We start from the raw sequence: 20,809 nt of genomic DNA on the forward strand, positions 1-20,809 counted from the left end.
ACAGTATCAATATAGATTAAAGCTCAATAAGTATTGCTTAATAACCAAAAAAAGAAAAAACACGTAAAAAAAAACAAATAACACCCACTTCAAAACTTTTAATTAGACAATGTTCATTTTCTCAAGTTAAATAAAAAAGGATTTAAAAATCCTCTTATAATAAATAAGAAATAAGAAATAACACGAAGAAATATCATTAAATTTCTTTTAAAAAATTTAATTTATTGAAAATCATAATGGATAAAAAATGAATAAAAAAATCACTGCTTTAGCTTTAGTATTAGGTGCTTGTATTTCAACTTCAGCAATGGCAGACGCAAACACAGGTACAATTAATTTTATTGGTTCTGTTTCCGATACAACTTGTGATTTTATTGGTGAACAAAATGGTGCACAAACTACTACTATTGATTTAGGTGCTGAAACCGTAGCAAATGTAAATGCAGGTTCAACTTCTATTGTTGATTTTTCACTAGTAGGTAAACAAGCAGATGGTACTGCTTGTACTGTTGAAGCTGGAAAATCAGTAGATATTTCTTGGATTCCAGCATCAGGTACATGGGACTCTAATGGCTTACAAAATACAGGTACTGCAACAAATACAGCTATTAAATTAATGGATAAAGATAGTAAACCTTTTTCAGCTTTACGCACTACTGTTAATTATTTAGCCGCCGATGTAACAGATGGAGCTTTACCTTTTAAAGGTCAATTAGTTAAAACTGGTGCAGCAGCAACAGCTGGTACAGTAGTTTCAGCAGTAAAATTTGCAGTTTCTTATAAATAATTATAATTAGGTACAAAAGGCCTCATTAGAGGCCTTTAATATAAATCAGATGAATAAAAAAAACAGATCACTTAAGTTAAATAAAATCACCTATTCTTTTTCATTGATTTTTGCCTCTTTATTCTATGGTAATGTTAAAGCCGAAACTGAGTTAGATTTTTCTTTTATTCAAGGTAAAAACACTCAAATTCCTGAGGTATTAAAAAAATCACCAGGCAATGTTCCTGGGAATTATTTACTAGATATAATTTTTAATAACAAAAGAATAGGTAAGAAAAGTTTAACAATTACAAAAGATGAAATTCAAAATCTATGTTTATCTTCAGATTGGATAACGTCATTAGATCTGCCAATAAATTTTAGTAAAATAAAAAAATCTTATGATAAAAACAAAGGTTGTTATAATTTATCATTAAATAAAGGTTCAACCGTACAATTTAACTATAATAAGCAAGAATTAAAAATAAACATACCTCAATATTATATGTTAAATAATTCTCATTTAGAAAAGTGGGATTATGGTTCCACTGGATTTCGGTTGAACTATGCACTAAATGCAAATAAAAGTTTCAACAAATCAACATCAGATATTAGTAGTTTATACGGTAATTTTGATCTTAACGCTAATTACGGAGAATGGGTTTTTAATACAAAAGTTAGTGCTCTTAGTAATGAAGGGATAGAAAGTCCAGATCTTACTTTATCTAAAGCTATAAAATCAGTTCATGGTGATTTTATTATTGGTAAAAGTATAACTCAATCAGCCATTATTTCTGATTTTTCATTTTATGGTGCATCTCTACGTTCTAATGCATCAATGCAACCATGGCTAAACAGAGGATATGCTCCTGTTATTAATGGTGTATTAAATTCAAATGCTTTGGTTACAATTAAACAAGGGGAGTATATTTTATATTCAAAAAATCTTCCTGCTGGCCCTTATTCTATTACAGATTTAGCACCTGTCTCAAATGGTGATCTTACTGTTAATGTTGAAGAAAATAATGGTAATAAATCAAGTACAACTTATCCCGTAACAACATTACCAACATTGCTGAGAACTGGGGATTTTAATTATAACTTTGCAACAGGTATTAGAAGTAATAGCATTAACAATGACGGTATTTTTGGTTTAGCTTCATTAGATTATGGCTTTAATTTTGGCACTGCAAATATAGCAACTATTATACATCCTAAATATCAGAGTATTGGTTCAGGATTATCTATACCAATTAATAATTTAGGTGCTATTTCAGCTAGTATAAATATGGCTTTAAGTCACTATGATCAATCAATTGATGGAGATCAAACAGGGGTTAGTGCAACTTTAAAATATGCTAAAGATTTCGGTGAAAACACAAATTTACAATTACTTTCTTATCGATACACAGGTAAAGGTTACACTGATTTTAGTGATTTTAATGCTAAAAATATTGTTGATATAAATGAAAATAAAAGTAGTCGTTACGAAATACAGCTAAATCAAAATTTAGGTTCATCATATTTAAATATGTCAGGTTGGAGACAAGATTATCGTAATGGTGGTAATGATATCGGTGTGAATTTATCACTATCAGGTACAGTCAAAGGTGTTTCTATTGGTTTCAATAACTCATATTCTAAAACAAGAGATAAAAATTATGAGTATAACTCTTCATTAAATGTAAATATTCCATTTAATTTATTTGAAAAAAACCAAGTTCTTAACAGTAGCGTAAATTACAATTCAAATAGTGGAACATCATTTAACAATGGTACATCATTAATTATGAATGATAATTTATCAACCACAGCTAACTTAAATGTTGCTAAGAATCAAAATACTGCATCTATTTATACTAGTGTTAAATTTAATAATGTACAAACGAATTTTTCAGTGTCTCAAAGTAACAATAGTACAACTATTGCAACTAGTGCATCAGGTACTGTTGCTGGAACGAAAAAAACAGGACTTGTTTTTTCTAACGAACAACAAAACACTATTGCTATTGCCCATATAAAAGATATGAAAGGTATTAGATTTAATAATTCATCAAAGACAAATGACAATGGTAATACTATTATACCTTTGAGTAGTTATCAAAAAAACAATATAGCTATTGACACTAATAATATCCCAGAGGATATTGAACTATTAAATACCAATTATAGTATCACTCCAACCAATAAAGCTATAATTGTTAGAGATTATAATTATATAAAAGTTTCAAGATATTTATTACGCATTTTATCTAAGAATGGTGAACCAATACCAATGGGGACTGAAATAACTACGGATAAAGATTTAACTGTAGGTGTTGTAGCAAATAATGGTGTAGTTCTTATTAGTTTATTTGGTAAAAATAATAACCTTAAACTTAAGATAAATAAGGACGTATTTAATATTGACCTAAAAAATATTAACCCAGGTATAGAAAAAGTAAAAAACATCAAGTTGAAATAAGAGATTTATTAATGAAAAAAACTATTTTTGCTCTATTATTTATGAGTGTTTTTATATCTTACCCATCATTTGCTGCATTTATCTTAAATGGAACTAGGTATATCTATAATGAAAATGATAAAAACATATCAATAACAATAAGTAACGAATCAAAAGAAACATATGGTGGACAAGTTTGGGTCGACAATATAAATGAATCAGATAATAGTGTTAGCTTTATTGCAATACCTTCATTTTTCAAGGTTGATGGAAATGATAATCAAATAATTAGAATAATGAAAACATCTGAAGCATTACCAAAAGATAGAGAATCTATTTTTTGGTTGAATGTGCAAGAAATACCTCCCAAAAGTAAAGATAAAAAAAGTAATATAATTGTTGTTGCAATCAATACTAAGGTTAAACTCATTTATCGACCTGATAACCTATCAATAAAAAGATTAAATGCAGAGAAAAGAATAAAACTTATCAACGATAATGGGAATTATTATTTAGAAAACCCTACACCTTATTACTTTGCAATAACAAAAATTATTGTTAATGAAAAAACAATCTCTTTAAAAAATAAAGTTAGTAATAAACTTGCTATTTTCGCACCAAAAACTAAAGTGAAACTGACAAGTATCAACTTAAATTCAAAATCAAAAATCAAAATTGATGCAATTGATGATTATGGTGCAACTAACCAATACGAGATAAATTAAAATAGAAAAAATTCTAATTTTTTTTAATTATAATTAGTTCAAATTCATTTGCCTCTCCTATTAGTTTTAATACTAATGAATCAGGTATAATAAATAATGCAACCATACCAATAACAATAAATATTGTTAAAGCTACATGTACTATTAATAATGGTTTAGGTATACCAACTTTAATTGATTTAGGGACAGTAGGAATTAATAATAATAAAAAGATTGATATACCTATTGAATTTTCAAACTGTAATAATGTAAATAATATAGAATATAATTTTAATTCCATATTAAATTATAGTTTTTTAGGAGCAGGTAAATTCAAAACATCTAATTCAAACATAACTCTAACATTATATAATGGAGATAGTGTAATTAATAATTATAAAGGTACATTAAGCACAGTTAATGGAAACGTATTATTCCCATTAAAGATTAATGTTTTAGGAACAAAAGCAGGTGCTTATCAGAGTGCAATTAATTTATCACTTATATACACATAATATTATGAAATTAAAAATATTAATAATACTTTTAGCTTTTCCTTTCTATAGTTATGCTTTCCAACCCATTAAATGGGCAAGTTCTAATCCTACAATTGAAGCATTTCCAGGATTAAATACAGTAAATAATTTTAATCAGAATATTGGTTTTTGGAGTGCAGGTTCGTATACAGCTTTAGGCGTTTCTTCACATTTAGAAAATTTACCACTTCGTATTGTAAAAACAGAAACATCAGGTTTAACAAATGGGTTAGCTTACTATGGTGATACTTCGATTTGGAACTTTGATGGTTATTTAACGCAACCATTAAATCAATTTAATATAACAACACCAAGTATTAAATTATATAAATTAAATAATCAAATAGCTATAGGGTTTGTTGTTTTTATAAGAAGTTTTAATAGTCAATATGCAGCTGATGCATCCATACCTATTAGTTATAATATTCCAGAAACATATGCTAAAGTTTTAGCCATAAATGCAATCCCAATAAAAATAGGAGATATACCATTACAAGATCAATTTAAGCCTTATGTTTTTAATAAAACTATAAATGGTGTTTTAAAATTTTCAGGAAATGGTTCAGTAATAACATCTCCTCCGATAACATTTAATGTTAATATTAATCTTCTTCCCCAAGTATGTAATGTTACATTTGACTCAAATAAAATTGACTTTGGTACCATTACTGACTCTGAGCTATCAACGGGGAGAATAATTAAACAATTAAATTTACAATCAAGTTGTGATAATATTTATATAAATAATGTTGATATGAAGATACAGAATTTAAACAATGGAATGATTTTTTCAAATGATAAATCTATTGGATTTAGACTTACAGATAAAAATAACAACCCATTGACAAATAATCAAACTTTATCTTCCAATGTGGATAACTATGAAATCAATATCACACCATTTAAAAATAATGATAAATTATATGGAAATCATAATGCATCATTAAATTTAATGTTTACTTATAAATGATAATTTTAAACATGTTTTTTTTAATATTGATGATTGTAATTATAATTTTATCCGGAGGACATCTAATAGTAAACAAATACATTCAAAAGTCAATATTTCTTATTATTTTGACTTTTTTGTATGTTATTTTATCTGGTTTTTTATTTGGTATCTTACTATCAGAATATTTGACGTTTTTTGTACTAAAATAATCAAATGCCCTTAATTTTAAGGGCATTTATTTAACTATTTTTTTTATCATTTAAAATTATTTCATATATATAATCAAATTGCTCTAACAACGAGTAATACTCAAGAATCTTATCATTAACATTACACTCACTTACTATTGATTCTATAATTTCCTTTCTTTTCATTTTTAACTTTTTTTTAATCACTTGAATCTTAAATTTATTAATTTCCTTATTTTTTTTACTTAAAAAGTAGTTATATAATTTTTTCTTTTTTTCATTTTCAGCAAATTCTAAAATGTTCATATACTATATATCCATATTAAACATATGAATATATATATTACAATGATAAATTAAAAAATATTTCAAAATGAAAATTACATAATATATGCTTTTATTTACTGTTTTTTTTATATTAATGGCTCAAATATGATTGTATTCTAATAAAAAACAAATGAGAGAAAATAATGAAAATATCAAAAATTTTATTATGTTTAAGCCTTTTAACCAGCTGTCAAACATTTGCCGATCAATTAGATATAAATATTAAAGATTTAAAAACAGGGAAATCTATTGGATATGTAAATGTCAAAGAAAATGTTTATGGTTTGATCTTTACACCTCACCTTAAAGATTTAAAACCAGGTATTCATGGTTTTCATATCCATCAAAATGGAAGCTGCCAAGCAATTGAAAAAAATGGGAACGTTATTTTAGGTGGTGCTGCAGGTGGTCACTATGACCCATTTAATACTCACAAGCATGGTTTTCCATGGGGTCGCGATAATCACAGAGGTGATTTACCTGCTCTTTATGTTAATAATGATGGTATAGCTAATATGCCAGTTATTGCTCAGCGATTAACATTAGATGAATTGAAAGGTCATGCTATAATGATTCACCAAAACGGTGACAATTATTCTGATTCACCCAAACCGTTAGGTGGCGGTGGCCCTCGTGAAGCTTGTGGTGTTATTAAATAATTTAATAATGAACTTTTTTTATTTTTCTCTTAATAAGAATTATTTATAAAAGTTCATTATTCTTATAATTACTATGATTAAATTTCTTGTGATAATTTATACTTTATCATTAATAATAATTTTATTTTTTTTATTATTTCCTTATCCGTATTATTTTTTTCTATATTAACAACCATATTAACCACTAAATATAATTACTTATATGTTTAATATAACATCTATTTAAAAAACACCAATATTAATATAAAAAACAGATTTTCATTCCAATTGACACCAGGTAAAAATAATGTATTTCAAGATACTGGTAACAATATAATTAACATTTTAATTTAACGACTAAAGATAGATTAAAAATCATTTAGTACATCATTACTATTAATTTCAATATCTTATTTATCTTTTGCTATTTTCATTAAGACCACGCTCCCACGATGAATAAGGATGGGCAAAGTAAGCCTTTGCATCTAAATGCTCTCGTGCCCAGCAAATTCTCCTCCATTGTCGAACGTAATCGTATGAACATACGCTTTGTAAGGCATGAGCATTTCGATGATTGCGTCTTTGACGACATCAGCTTCCTTACTATGTACTCGCTTCACTAAATAGAGCTTACTCTTTCGCTCCGCAAGTGTGACCAAAACGCCTGTACCTTGTTTACCCAGAACAGTGTCAGCTTCCCAGTCCCCCAGACGCTCTCGGGTGTCAACGATAGCGGGTCGTTCATCAATCGATACACTGTTAACTATCGGTTTTCTAAGCGTATGTTTGCCCCTGCGATAACGCTTATGGCCTTGCCGTAGATGTTTGTATAACAGACCACCTTGTGCTTTGTTTCGGGCGATGTGCTGATAAATCCATTCGGGGCTCCAATCCCAACCCAGAACCATCTCAACAAACCAAATAGTATCTTGTGAAATTCGATATTTAGATGCCTGACTGCGCCGTTGGTAACTTAACATATTGTCTCTGTCAGGCCAGTAGTGACTGTTGTCGCTGTTACGCTTTAATGCGCGGCAAATGGTTGAACGATGAACACTTAGTCTCTTTGCTATCGCTGACTGCGAATAACCTTCGGCAAGAAGAGTAAAAATCTGGTATCTTTGACCTTCGGTCAGTTGCTGGTAGTTCATGGTAATACTGCTTTGATTTTGGCGATGAGAAGCATACCACTATCAGCAGCTGTCCTTCTCCCACCTTTTCAACCATGAGTGTTGCACTTATTATCTGAATTCAAGAACATCAGAAAAGATATGATTTATAGTTTTGAAATTACACTAAATAAATATAGAGACTTTGAATTTTTTATCAAGCTCACTAAATAATGGTAACGGTTTAACAGGTTGGACAGTTACGATTTCCAGAACAGAAAACGTAACTGTTATTATCTATTAACTGTTAACAGTTAGAGCCAATGCAAGCAAGAAGAGACTTTTCGAAGATTTTACTTAAAAAAAATTGCTTTTTTTGGTTCGAATTATAATAACAAAATTTACAATTTGTTTTTTAGATAGATAATTCCTCAGATATAAAGCAAAAAATCAGAATTTAAATCGATAATTAGGGAAATTTTCAGACCTATAATTTAAAAACACACCCATTCCATTACCATCCTATTAAAATCAACACCTTAAGAGCAAAATTAAGAATTGATAAAAATACGAAGCAGTAAATAACAATAAGCTATCAATTTAAAGTATAAAAATCACAAATTAGAAATAAAGAGGAATAATACTCCAAAACCATTGATAAAAACAATAACCACATGATTTAAAACATTAAATTATAAATTTTGCATTTCTATAGTGTCTATATTCAAAACTAGACACTATATATAGTGTACTAAATTTCAAATTTAGTTATAACATATACCTAATTATTCTATAGGTTTTTTACTCTCTTATTTTGTTTATATCATAAACAAAAAAATTAATAAGAATAATACCTCTTCCTTCATAACTAAAATTAATGACACTTTAGATAATAAAATGTATGGTCCGCCCCGTTATTGCAACTACAATATTAGTAATAACGGAGTTGCGCTAATGTATTCGGAGTCAAAATTAGGCATATTAATGTCCTAGCTCCACGATGATATCCGCGCCAGATTATCCTTAAAAAGCGAAAAGCATTTATTGCTGTTTTTATTATCAGGTTATTAATCTGGCCGATTTACCGTTAATGTCATCACTTGCATTGTCGTTGCAAACTCGGTTATGACTGCGATGCAGTCTTAAACGCTTGGCGGTGGTATAACACCGCCCAAGCTATTCTTGCTAATTTGTTAGCCAATGCGACAACAACCACATTGAATGGCTTACTGGCTCTTAAATCTACCAGCCATTGTCCGAAGACTTTACCCGTTGTCTCTAACCTTGATAATACAGCTCTTGCGCCATGAATGAATAATGTCCGGAGATGTTTATTTCCTCGTTTACTCACCCCAAGTAACTTTGTTTTACCTCCCGTAGAGTATTGTCGAGGCACTAACCCTAACCAAGCAGCCATATTCCTTCCATTTGAAAAGTTACTGGCGGCACTAACATCTGCCACACATAGGGTTGCTGTTAAATCACCGATGCCAGGCACAGTTTTTAATAACTTAGCCAATTCATGTTGCTCAGCTAGCTGTTTCAACTTCGTATCTTGTATTTTTATCTGCTCATTAAGATACAAATAATGTGCGTGAATTAAGCTTAATTCGTACATAAGACTTTGTGGAAGAGTTTGATATTTTTGGTCTGCTATCCACTGAAAAAGCATCTTCATTTTCGCATGTCCTGTAGGCAAGCTCAGTCCAAACTCTAACAATATCGCTCCGATACGAGACATACAGGCTGTTCGCTCCTTAATAAAACCATCACGGATACGATGAATGACAGCAATGACTTGTGCTTCTTCTGATTTAACAGCAACAAAGCGCATGGAAGGTCGACTTGCTGCTTCAGCGATAGCTGCAGCATCAATGAAGTCATTTTTATTGCCTTTCACATAAGGTTTTACATACTGAGGAGGAATGAGTTGAACTTGATGCCCAAAATCAGCACATTTACGGGCTAACCAATGTGCACCACCACATGCTTCAAATGCGATAGTGGTGGTTTCTAAATTTGAGAGAAACTTTAGAAGTTGGCTTCGATTATATTTCTTACGTAGCACCTCTTTACCTGCGTAATTGTGTGCGACAGCATGAAAGCAGTGTTTACCTAAATCGATACCTAAGATGTGGATAGTAGACATATGGTTCACCTCTTTGAAAGCCTACCCTAAGCCTAACGGCTTAGGATGAGGCGGACCATATAATTAAGCCTTTGAAGTAAAGTCCAAAGGCTTTTAAAATTTAGACAGAACAAATACATATTATTTATTCTTTCTTTTATTTTCTCGCTCTAATAACCACTGATCAATTTTATCTTCAAACCAACCGACTGATCGCTCGCCCAGAGGAACTGATCGTGGAAAGTCACCTTTGGTCATTAATGCATAAATACTACTTCTAGATAGGCCAACTCGATCTTTGACATCTGGTAGTCGTAAAATCTTTGATGGTTTCTGATTTATCATCATACTTATATTCCTTGTGATAAATTAAATATATCGGATTAGCTAGTTCAAATTAACATCTAAAAGAACGGAATATTTGCGCTTTTTTTTTGAGAGCAAAAAAAAATTACACTAGCTAATAAAGTTAAATATCCTAAACTGAATTTTAGTTATTCCAGTTTAAAAATTACTTTAATAAGAGGGTATTATGAAAAAAATATAGTAAATAAAGTTGCATCGACACCATTATCTAACTTTGTAAAAAATACGTCTCAAGAAGAAAAAGAGAAAATATATAAAGATATAATGATAAAAGTTTGTGATATTCAAAATAAAATTATCGCTAAAGCCAAAAAAATTTCCAACCAGAGTGCTCAATAGTAAATTATCCCACTTAATTTAGTCAGTGATTTTGGATTGGTACTTGGAACTAAATCTCAGGAAATCAAACACAAAGTCAACCTAATATCATGTTTTAGTTAACTTTTAATTTTATAAGTACTTACGGTGAGTAACACTTACAGTTGAGATCGCCTAAAACATACAGAGTTTAGGTTGGTACTTGATGGTAAATGTCATGGCTTCAACTACCAACCCAACTTAACGTATTGTTTCTATTGGTTTTAATTTTTATAAGTACATAGAGTTTGAGTAACACTTGCAGTTGAGATCGCCTAAAACAAACAGAATTTGTGTTGGTACTTGATAGTAAATGTCACGGCTTCAACTACCAACCCAACTTAACGTATTGTTTCTATTGGTTTTAATTTTTATAAGTACATAGAGTTTGAGTAACACTTGCAGTTGAGATCGCCTAAAACAAACAGAATTTGTGTTGGTACTTGATAGTAAATGTCACGGCTTCAACTACCAACCCAACTTAACGTATTGTTTCTATTAATTTTAATTTTTATAAGTACATAGAGTTTGAGTAACACTTGCAGTTGAGATCGCCTAAAACAAACAGAGTTTGGGTTGGTACTTGATAGTAAATATCACGGCTTCAACTACCAACCCAACTTAACGTATTGTTTCTATTAGTTTTAATTTTTATAAGTACATAGAGTTTGAGTAACACTTGCAGTTGAGATCGCCTAAAACATATAGAGTTTTGGTTGATACTTGATAGTAAATGTCACGGCTTCAACTACCAACCCAACTTAACGTATTGTTTCTATTAGTTTTATTTTTTATAAGTACATAGAGTTTAAGTAACACTTGCAGTTGAGATCGCCTAAAACAAACAGAGTTTGGGTTGGGACTTGATAGTAAATGTCACGGCTTCAACTACCAACCCAACTTAACGTATTGTTTCTATATGTTTTATTTTTTATAAGTACATAGATTTTGAGTAACACTTGCAGTTGAGATCGCCTAAAACAAACAGAGTTTGGGTTGGTACTTGGTAGTCAACCTTTGGGTTAGTATTTAGTAGAAAAGATCATTTCTTTAAACCTTCGCAGGATAGCAGCCAATAATAACCTCTCATTTTGAGCTACTAAGGTACCCATGCAGAAGCATTTATTTCCGTAACACTACTTTTTAAAGATAATTTCCGACAACAGAAATAAATAGGTACATCTTAGGGTACACCAGTGAAAATCAAACTGAGATAAGTTATATAAAAACAAAAAGATAAAAACCAAATTCAGATGACGCCAGCCCACCAAATTCGTATACGAAGGCGTCCTAGGACGTCCAGAGAGCCCGCTAGGTTACTGACTTAGCGGGCTTTCTTGTATCTGTAATGTACAAAAGTACCTAGTAATATCCATCTATTTGCTATGCGGCTCGGTATTCCAAGAAATTAGAAGTGCCGATTAAAGCTAATTCTAGTAATAAGACTTCCATCAATGATATCTAGAAATATAGGCACAACCATTATCTTCGAACTACCATTCACAAACTCTTTATTGCCTGTTTGAGGCTAAAAAATAAAGAGGCTCTACGCTTCATTTATGCAGACTTATAAACGTTTAAGAAAAGCTAGCACGTCATCAATATCACTTGAGATTGGTCCCAATTTTAATTAATTCGTTTTTGTATTAGTTATTCCAAATTAGAATTAATATATAATTAACTACTTCAATAATAAGCCATTATTGTTAAGTAGATTGATACATTATTAAATACCTCAGAACATTAAGTCATTCTATTATTGTAGTCTGACTGTAATAGCTTAGATGGTAAGAATCATACACCCGAACCATGAATGCACTACAATCAATAAACTACAGACATGTATAACCTCTTCTTAATCATGGCTTTACAAACATTTCTCGCATTTAATATTAATGTAACAGATATAAGTTAATGCTATCCCCGGATTTAAAACTGAAAACTTATTTTTTATTGCGTATTTTGTACCTTTTTTTACCCATCTTGCCCTGAGGGTATATTTCTTTACGCTGTTCAATCGCACTTTTGTTTTCTTAGTGATTCCTTTATTACAATTATTAGTAAACTCAATTATGACTTTTAAGAATGCCTTTTTGCATTCTCCCTTTTTTCAAGCAGGAAGCTAATTGTTATGGAATATTTAGAGAGAATTAAGCGTTTGGCGAAGGTACAAGGTATCAGCCAGAAGCAACTTGGCGAAGCTCTAGATCTTCAACAAGGTACGATGAGCCGCAAACTGTCCGGTAAATACGGCATTGAGGTTCGTGAATTAGAAAAAATTGCAGAAACCTTAAATACTTCTATCGGTTATATCCTAACAGGACAAGTAGATACAGGTACGCAAGCGACAACAACAATCAGTACTGAACTGGATAATGCTGCGACATGTACTTACATCCCAGTGATCCATCGTAAAGATTTTTCAGCATACACTGATGGCAGTTCTGTTGAAGTGATCAGCAAACGTGCAATTCCTCAACACCTTGAGCGTGAAGAGTGTTTAGGTCTTTTAATTGACAATGAAAACATTGCTCAATGTGCGCCTGTTGGTAGCTATGCGCTAGCAACGAAAAAAGCGGAATACCGTCCTAAACAACCAGTATTTGCATCTGTTCGTGGTAGTGAGCCTGACTTTTACCACATGACACAACTTGCTGATGGTGTTGTATTTTCAACATCACAACCGGATTTCCCGAATTTATTCGTGAACAACGATGAGTTCCAAATTCACGGTTACATCATCCAATCTGACTGGGCTTACGATCGCGTATAATCATCAGAGATTAATGAATAAAAGAAAGCCTGCGAGAAATCGCGGGCTTTTTTATTTTGTCACTATCACGTACTTTGGCTCTCGCTTACTTTTCAGTACACTGGGCACGCATTCAACAATTTAGGGATCTATACATGCAAACAGTCATGGTTGCTTCAACCAATCCAGCCAAAATTGCCGCTGTGCGTGATGCATTTACGCTCGTTTTTCCAGAACAAGTATTCACTGTTGAAGGTATTGCAGCATTAAGTGGTGTAAGGGATCAGCCGCTAACTTGTGATGAGACACTACTCGGTGCAAAAAATCGTGTTCGTCATTGTCGAGAGCAATGCCCTAATGCTGATTTTATTGTGGGCTTAGAAGCTGGAATAGATGAAAAGTTTACGTTTGCGTGGATGGTGATAGAACATCAAGGAAAAATGAGTGAATCACGTTCAGCCTCTTTACCTTTGCCACCGCTCGCACTGGAGAAAATCCATCAAGGTATGGAGCTCGGTGACATTATGGATGAGATGTTTAACCAACAGAATGTGAAGCAAAAAGGCGGCGCGATTGCGATGCTGACTAATCATCTATTAACGCGAAGCTCGGTTTATCAGCAAGCGTTAATTCTAGCACTGATCCCATTTATTAAGCCTGAGTTATTCTAATAAAAAATGGGATATTGTTAGTGTAGCAATATCCCATTTAAACATTATTGATTTGGCTTATTCTGAGCAAGAAAGTTCGCTAACCAAGCTTTAGTGTCATCATCTTGATGTTTTAGCTCGTTAGAGCCTCGAGTGATCGTTGCGACACCTACACCTAATAATTCACTGATCTTACGCTGACTACGCTCACCATTAAGTAGTTCATGCACAATATTAACCCGAGCAATAAGTGCTTCTCGCTCATCATGGGTTAATAACACTTGGAATAACAACTCATCACGTTGTTCCGCAGACGCATGGCGGATCAAATCGAGTACATTCTGCCACTCGGTAAAATCAGGGCTATCGGTCGTTGTTGTCATGGTGATCTCATCAGGAATTTTATCTTGTTGCAGTGTACCTTGATAATCATCAGACACCAAATGGTCCCCTTGTAAAACCCTGCCTTCCAAATATAAAAAAGCCGAGTTATGAAAAACTCGGCTTTGACTTGCTAAATAGCTAAAGTTGTTCAGTAATACTAATAACGAGCTTTTAGCTCACTCGGCTTAAACAACGGCGCTTTTTTGCCCATGAGTTCGTTATAGTACACATCGAACATCAGTACGTTTTGGACATAACCACGGGTCTCGTTAAATGGGATCTGCTCAATAAAGCTGTACACATCTAATTTGCCATCGGTGACTTTCTTCCATTGCTTAACACGACCGGGACCCGCGTTATAAGATGCGAAAGAATAAATACGGTTTTCATCGTTATTATCCAGCATCATTTTTAAGTAACCACTACCTAAGCGAATGTTCACACCTGGATCAAACAAGCTTGCTTTACCTGCGTACTTATAATCCAATTTCTTCGCGGTATGTGCTGCGGTTGCAGGCATTAACTGCATTAAGCCTCGCGCACCTACATGTGATTGAGCGTGAATATTTAACGCACTTTCCTGACGGGCTAATGCCATCATGGTTGACGTTGGAATGCCACGCTTTTTACTAAAGAAATCAAACCACCATTTATGCGCTAATGGGAAACGTAATTCCATATGATCCCAAAGCTTACCGGAGATCGTTGCTTGTACCGCAAGGTGATGCCACTTGTGTTTTTCCGCATAAACCGCTAACTGACGCTTAGTTTGTACACCTTGAATATGCGATAACAAATAGCCCCATTCACGATTAGCAGCAATCAACCTATCAGTATCAATCAACTCACCAATACGCTTTAATGTCGTCATATATGGTTGGATCAGCTTGGTTGATGTTGGTCCTTTTTGATTAGGATATACAATCGGCTTGTGTAAGATTGTGGCAGCAGCTGCACTGTAAAAATCACGCTCACCTAATAGTGATTGGTAAATCTTATCTGCTTGCTTTTTCTGACCTTTCTTTGCTAATAGCTGAGCTTGCCAGAACTTCCAACGTAGGCTGTCTTTCGCTTCTTTTGGTAAGCGATTGATCCACGTTTGTACGCCGCTCCAATCCGCTTCACGGATCGAATTACGAATACGACGTTCTAAAATGCTCACGTTCTGGCTCGTCTTTAATTTGCTATCACGCCATTTTGCTAACACAGGATCACTGGTTGACATAAGTCGTGATGCCACCGCATCAGCCAATGCTTGCTTAGTTGCTTTATCAAAATGCTGACCTGAAACCACCTGATTATATGAAGCCACCGCTTGTTTAACATCAGCGCGAGCTAAACGGTAATATGCTGCCTCGGTTAGCGCTTGGTTAAACTTGGTCACCTTACTTTGTTTAGCAAAATCTGCCACGCCCTGCGGCTTATCTAATAACGCGAGGATCTTATCCCCTGTTGCTTGTGCACTACCCGATAATTGCTTATCAAGGTAAGTCGCTAAACTCTTGTTGCCCTTTTTAAACGCCAACAACATGCGATCAAGGATCAAAGTATTAGTTCGTTTACCTGCAGCAGTCCATGCATCTAATAAAGGATCACAAACGGCTGGTAATGAGCTACCCGTCTCCCACAATTTCTCAGCTCCCGCCCACGCTTGGCTTGCATGACCGGTTTGGCTCTTCGCATAGAAGTAAGAACATTTTAGCGATGTGCGACTAGGCTCTGTCGGTTGCACCGATAGGAAATCGCGCCATCTGTCAGCCCCTGCAAGATATGACAAGTAATTACGCTGAATGGTTTGGCTAAAAGGTAATGCTTTGTATTTATTAACAAAGGTTTTTACTTGGCTAGGTGTTTTATTATCTAAGTCTTTATTAAATAGACGGTATTCCAAGTAAGGGTATAGCGGATACCCACCTAATTTACTTTTGTTGGCGTTAAATACCGCCATATTATTGTTATCAAACGCTGTTTGCGCTTGATCATACCAAGTGCGCTGTTGCTCTAACGAGGCTGCATGCACACTAAAGGTACTTGCTATGCCTAGTGATAACAGCGCAATGGAAAAAAACTTATGAGACGTTGGAATGCGTGGCACTAGAAGCTCCATATCGAGATCGTAAAAATAAATTCCCTGTTGTCATAGTAATCAATGGGTAATGGCAACTACATTTGAGACAATCATAATAGCAAATAATTCATGACCTCATTCTCATCAATGAGCAGGTATCCGTAACATTTCTAGGAAATGAGCCCATTTTTTTCGCTGCGTTTTTTGTTGTCTTCACCACCAAATATAAACAATTCTGTTAAACTTCAGTCCAGAACAGGTAAAATATTCCCTTTCATTTTTTAAGTAGAGATCACACACGGATATGGCTGATTACGTCTATACCATGTCGCGAGTGGGAAAAATCGTCCCACCTAAGCGTCAAATTCTAAAAGATATTTCACTGAGCTTTTTCCCTGGCGCTAAGATCGGTGTCCTAGGTCTAAACGGTGCAGGTAAATCAACATTACTACGCATCATGGCAGGTATCGATACTGATATCGAAGGTGAAGCACGTCCACAAGCAGGTCTAAAAATTGGTTACCTACCACAGGAGCCAATCCTAGACGAAAGCAAAACTGTACGTGAAGTGGTTGAAGAATCTGTATCAGATGTGAAAGAAGCACTGATCCGTCTTGACCAAGTATACGCAGCTTACGCAGAACCTGATGCAGACTTCGATGCACTTGCTAAAGAGCAAGGTGAACTTGAAGCGTTGATCGAAACCAAAGATGGTCACAACCTAGGTATGCAACTTGAACGTGCCGCTGATGCGCTTCGTCTTCCTGAGTGGGATGCGGTTGTTAAAAACCTATCTGGTGGTGAGCGTCGTCGTGTTGCTATCTGTCGTCTACTGTTAGATAAGCCAGACATGCTACTGCTTGACGAACCAACCAACCACTTAGATGCTGAATCTGTGGCATGGCTTGAGCACTTCCTCGTCGATTACAGCGGCACTGTTGTGGCTATCACGCACGACCGTTACTTCCTAGATAACGCTGCGGGCTGGATCTTAGAACTTGACCGTGGTGAAGGTATTCCATGGCAAGGTAACTACTCTTCATGGCTAGAGCAAAAAGATGCACGTTTAAAACAAGAAGCATCTCAAGAGCGCGCGCTACAGAAGACTATTGAGAAAGAACTTGAGTGGGTACGTCAGAACCCTAAAGGTCGCCAAGCGAAATCTAAAGCACGTATGGCGCGCTTTGAAGAGCTACAAAGCAACGATCACCAAAAGCGTAATGAAACAAACGAACTGTTCATTCCGCCAGGTGAGCGTCTAGGTGACAAAGTTATCGAAGTGAATAACCTAACTAAATCGTTCGGTGATCGCGTACTTATCGATGACTTATCATTCAGCATTCCTAAGGGTGCTATCGTTGGTATCATTGGTGCTAACGGTGCAGGTAAATCTACCCTATTTAAGATGCTAAGTGGTACAGAGCAACCTGACGCAGGTACGATCGAGCTAGGTGATACTGTGAAACTGGCATCGGTTGAGCAGTTCCGCGATAGCATGAACGACAACAACACTGTGTACCAAGAGATTTCTGAAGGCGCTGATATCATCAAGATCAACAGCTTTGAAATCCCTGCGCGTGCATACGTGTCTCGCTTTAACTTCAAAGGTAGTGATCAACAAAAACGCATTGGTGATCTATCTGGTGGTGAGCGTAACCGTGTCCACCTTGCGAAACTACTTAAAGCGGGCGGTAACGTATTACTACTCGATGAGCCAACCAACGACCTTGACGTTGAAACCCTACGTGCACTAGAAGAAGCACTACTAGAGTTCCCTGGCTGTGCTATGGTTATCTCGCACGACCGTTGGTTCCTAGACCGTATCGCAACTCACATCCTAGACTACCGTGACGAAGGTCAAGTGAACTTCTTTGAAGGTAACTTCACTGAATACGCTGATTGGCTGAAGAAAACGCTAGGCTCAGATGCGACAGAACCACACCGTATCAAATACAAGCGTATTGCTAAATAAGCAATTCACTCGTGATAAATGAAAAAGAGCGGCTTCGGTCGCTCTTTTTATTTTTGATGAAAAATCAGCAATATTACTAACAAAACTCATTAAAACGTTGCATAAATGAGATGTAATAAACTAGCAATAATCCTATCCAACACATAAACTCTAGCTTCAGAAATAGCTCAACCTGTCGTACGCATGATGTTTAATCCAAAGAACGTAACCACAAAACTTCGCAGCGGTGATATAAAAGCACTCACTGCTAATGTTGCTCGATATACTGGGCTCTTCATTGTTTGTGGATTAGTCACTTATGGTACGAATGCCATAGTTGAGTTGTATACCTCAGCACAAAACTCCCATCAGCAAGTCTCTAAATTGCGCAATAAAGCGTTAGAACTGAGTGCATCACTATCAGAAGAGACAGCACTTAACAAAACCCTGAATGATTCCTTAGAGAAAAAAACACAATCGCTAGAAAAGTTAAATCAGCGTATTGATGATATGGAAAACATTCTAGGATTGAGTGATGAAAATCCACCTCAAACGATCAAACAACGGGTTGATACTGCCGCTATTAATTCTGCAGTCAAAGCAACGCTATTTCAACTTATCCCTAATGGTAAGCCAACACCAGATGCACCATTAACGTCAGGCTTTGGTACTCGTGTTCATCCCATTACCAAGCAACGTAAAAACCATGATGGATTAGACTTCGGTGCAAGTAAGGGGACACCTATTTATGCGCCAGCAGATGCGGTGATCGAAAAGGTTAACGCCAGTAAATACGGCTATGGTAATCAGCTAACACTTAATCACACTATGGGGTTTGTCTCTACCTATTCACACATGAGTAAATTCAATGTGAAGCAAGGACAGTTCGTTAACAAAGGGGAACTGATTGGCTGGACGGGTAACTCTGGGCTATCGACAGGGCCTCATCTGCATTATGAGATCCATTTTTTAGGTAAGCCGCTTAACCCACGTCCGTTTGTTAATTGGAATATCGAGAATTTCGACACGCTATTTGAAAAAGAGCCAAATGTTGAATGGACATCACTGCTCAATACCGTCGGCAGTATGGTGGAAATGCAAGTACAGTTAGCATCAGATCATAGCCAAGATATATTCAATACAGCGAATCATCCCAAGCCTAAAGTGACTTTTGATACTCACAAGTAGATGAGAAAGAAGCGAGAGGCATATGCGATACAGCGGCCTCTCACTTAATTATATGGTCCGCCTCATCCTAAGCCGTTAGGCTTAGGGTAGGCTTTCAAAGAGGTGAACCATATGTCTACTATCCACATCTTAGGTATCGATTTAGGTAAACACTGCTTTCATGCTGTCGCACACAATTACGCAGGTAAAGAGGTGCTACGTAAGAAATATAATCGAAGCCAACTTCTAAAGTTTCTCTCAAATTTAGAAACCACCACTATCGCATTTGAAGCATGTGGTGGTGCACATTGGTTAGCCCGTAAATGTGCTGATTTTGGGCATCAAGTTCAACTCATTCCTCCTCAGTATGTAAAACCTTATGTGAAAGGCAATAAAAATGACTTCATTGATGCTGCAGCTATCGCTGAAGCAGCAAGTCGACCTTCCATGCGCTTTGTTGCTGTTAAATCAGAAGAAGCACAAGTCATTGCTGTCATTCATCGTATCCGTGATGGTTTTATTAAGGAGCGAACAGCCTGTATGTCTCGTATCGGAGCGATATTGTTAGAGTTTGGACTGAGCTTGCCTACAGGACATGCGAAAATGAAGATGCTTTTTCAGTGGATAGCAGACCAAAAATATCAAACTCTTCCACAAAGTCTTATGTACGAATTAAGCTTAATTCACGCACATTATTTGTATCTTAATGAGCAGATAAAAATACAAGATACGAAGTTGAAACAGCTAGCTGAGCAACATGAATTGGCTAAGTTATTAAAAACTGTGCCTGGCATCGGTGATTTAACAGCAACCCTATGTGTGGCAGATGTTAGTGCCGCCAGTAACTTTTCAAATGGAAGGAATATGGCTGCTTGGTTAGGGTTAGTGCCTCGACAATACTCTACGGGAGGTAAAACAAAGTTACTTGGGGTGAGTAAACGAGGAAATAAACATCTCCGGACATTATTCATTCATGGCGCAAGAGCTGTATTATCAAGGTTAGAGACAACGGGTAAAGTCTTCGGACAATGGCTGGTAGATTTAAGAGCCAGTAAGCCATTCAATGTGGTTGTTGTCGCATTGGCTAACAAATTAGCAAGAATAGCTTGGGCGGTGTTATACCACCGCCAAGCGTTTAAGACTGCATCGCAGTCATAACCGAGTTTGCAACGACAATGCAAGTGATGACATTAACGGTAAATCGGCCAGATTAATAACCTGATAATAAAAACAGCAATAAATGCTTTTCGCTTTTTAAGGATAATCTGGCGCGGATATCATCGTGGAGCTAGGACATTAATATGCCTAATTTTGACTCCGAAT

General features: G+C 35.0%; 16 protein-coding genes and 1 pseudogene. 10 read left to right on the forward strand and 7 right to left on the reverse strand.

Going from position 1 to position 20,809, the window contains the following annotated elements:
• The first annotated feature begins 247 nt into the window (after positions 1-247).
• Genes Q7674_RS18925 through Q7674_RS18935 form a run of 3 tightly spaced genes read left to right on the forward strand, consistent with a single transcriptional unit; the run spans position 248 to position 3,934 of the window.
• A complete protein-coding gene (locus Q7674_RS18925; protein ID WP_052679920.1) occupies positions 248-787 on the forward strand; it encodes a fimbrial protein in 540 nt (179 codons plus the stop codon).
• A 49-nt stretch (positions 788-836) separates the two neighbouring features.
• Complete coding sequence (gene pefC, locus Q7674_RS18930; RefSeq protein WP_052679919.1) at positions 837-3,230, forward strand: PefC/AfrB family outer membrane usher protein; 2,394 nt, start codon at positions 837-839, stop codon at positions 3,228-3,230.
• A gap of 11 nt (positions 3,231-3,241) precedes the next feature.
• A complete protein-coding gene (locus tag Q7674_RS18935; protein WP_045066361.1) occupies positions 3,242-3,934 on the forward strand; it encodes a fimbrial chaperone in 693 nt (230 codons plus the stop codon).
• Positions 3,935-3,947: 13 nt separating this feature from the next.
• On the opposite strand, the gene Q7674_RS18940 is transcribed toward Q7674_RS18935, so the two are convergent.
• The gene (locus tag Q7674_RS18940) at positions 3,948-4,214 is read right to left on the reverse strand and encodes a hypothetical protein (protein WP_045066357.1); all 267 of its coding nucleotides are present in this window, start codon (positions 4,212-4,214) and stop codon (positions 3,948-3,950) included.
• 218 nt (positions 4,215-4,432) lie between these two features.
• Between Q7674_RS18940 and Q7674_RS18945 the strand changes: the two genes are divergently transcribed.
• Complete coding sequence (locus Q7674_RS18945; protein ID WP_305423107.1) at positions 4,433-5,419, forward strand: hypothetical protein; 987 nt, start codon at positions 4,433-4,435, stop codon at positions 5,417-5,419.
• Positions 5,420-5,640: 221 nt separating this feature from the next.
• On the opposite strand, the gene Q7674_RS18950 is transcribed toward Q7674_RS18945, so the two are convergent.
• Entirely contained in the window at positions 5,641-5,895 is a 255-nt protein-coding gene (locus Q7674_RS18950; protein WP_045066353.1) for a hypothetical protein, read from the reverse strand.
• A gap of 164 nt (positions 5,896-6,059) precedes the next feature.
• On the opposite strand from Q7674_RS18950, the gene sodC reads away from it, so the two are divergent.
• Entirely contained in the window at positions 6,060-6,575 is a 516-nt protein-coding gene (sodC, locus tag Q7674_RS18955) for a superoxide dismutase family protein (RefSeq protein WP_045066352.1), read from the forward strand.
• A gap of 402 nt (positions 6,576-6,977) precedes the next feature.
• Here the strand turns inward: sodC and Q7674_RS18960 are convergent.
• The 3 genes and pseudogenes from Q7674_RS18960 to Q7674_RS18970 form a co-directional block, all read right to left on the reverse strand.
• A pseudogene (locus tag Q7674_RS18960) lies at positions 6,978-7,705 on the reverse strand (IS30 family transposase); the annotation flags it as partial.
• A gap of 1,081 nt (positions 7,706-8,786) precedes the next feature.
• Positions 8,787-9,812, reverse strand: coding sequence for an IS110 family RNA-guided transposase (locus tag Q7674_RS18965; protein WP_305422071.1), 1,026 nt, complete (start codon positions 9,810-9,812; stop codon positions 8,787-8,789).
• Between the two features lie 120 nt (positions 9,813-9,932).
• Positions 9,933-10,139 carry an AlpA family transcriptional regulator gene (locus tag Q7674_RS18970; protein WP_045066408.1) on the reverse strand — a complete coding sequence of 69 codons (207 nt, stop codon included), beginning with the start codon at positions 10,137-10,139 and terminating at the stop codon, positions 9,933-9,935.
• Between the two features lie 2,506 nt (positions 10,140-12,645).
• Between Q7674_RS18970 and Q7674_RS18975 the strand changes: the two genes are divergently transcribed.
• Both Q7674_RS18975 and yjjX read left to right on the forward strand, forming a co-directional pair.
• Complete coding sequence (locus Q7674_RS18975) at positions 12,646-13,287, forward strand: helix-turn-helix domain-containing protein (RefSeq protein WP_008988380.1); 642 nt, start codon at positions 12,646-12,648, stop codon at positions 13,285-13,287.
• 134 nt (positions 13,288-13,421) lie between these two features.
• Positions 13,422-13,937 carry an inosine/xanthosine triphosphatase gene (yjjX, locus tag Q7674_RS18980; protein ID WP_045066406.1) on the forward strand — a complete coding sequence of 172 codons (516 nt, stop codon included), beginning with the start codon at positions 13,422-13,424 and terminating at the stop codon, positions 13,935-13,937.
• A gap of 44 nt (positions 13,938-13,981) precedes the next feature.
• On the opposite strand, the gene trpR is transcribed toward yjjX, so the two are convergent.
• Together trpR and sltY are read right to left on the reverse strand one after the other, a co-directional pair.
• Positions 13,982-14,299: a trp operon repressor gene (gene trpR, locus Q7674_RS18985; RefSeq protein ID WP_043128445.1), complete on the reverse strand. Its 318-nt coding sequence runs from the start codon at positions 14,297-14,299 to the stop codon at positions 13,982-13,984.
• A 158-nt stretch (positions 14,300-14,457) separates the two neighbouring features.
• Positions 14,458-16,407, reverse strand: a complete 1,950-nt coding sequence (sltY, locus tag Q7674_RS18990) for a murein transglycosylase (protein WP_045066404.1) — start codon at positions 16,405-16,407, stop codon at positions 14,458-14,460.
• 265 nt (positions 16,408-16,672) lie between these two features.
• Here sltY and ettA point away from each other — a divergent pair, with 265 nt between their 5' ends.
• From ettA to Q7674_RS19005, 3 genes are all read left to right on the forward strand, one after another.
• The gene (ettA, locus tag Q7674_RS18995) at positions 16,673-18,340 is read left to right on the forward strand and encodes an energy-dependent translational throttle protein EttA (RefSeq protein WP_008988384.1); all 1,668 of its coding nucleotides are present in this window, start codon (positions 16,673-16,675) and stop codon (positions 18,338-18,340) included.
• Between the two features lie 183 nt (positions 18,341-18,523).
• Positions 18,524-19,507: a M23 family metallopeptidase gene (locus tag Q7674_RS19000; protein WP_052679921.1), complete on the forward strand. Its 984-nt coding sequence runs from the start codon at positions 18,524-18,526 to the stop codon at positions 19,505-19,507.
• 111 nt (positions 19,508-19,618) lie between these two features.
• Positions 19,619-20,644 (forward strand): IS110 family RNA-guided transposase, encoded by a 1,026-nt coding sequence (locus Q7674_RS19005; protein ID WP_305422071.1) that lies wholly within the window; start codon positions 19,619-19,621, stop codon positions 20,642-20,644.
• The last annotated feature ends 165 nt before the right edge of the window (positions 20,645-20,809 follow it).

Source organism: Photobacterium leiognathi (assembly GCF_030685535.1).
Lineage (GTDB): Bacteria > Pseudomonadota > Gammaproteobacteria > Enterobacterales > Vibrionaceae > Photobacterium > Photobacterium leiognathi.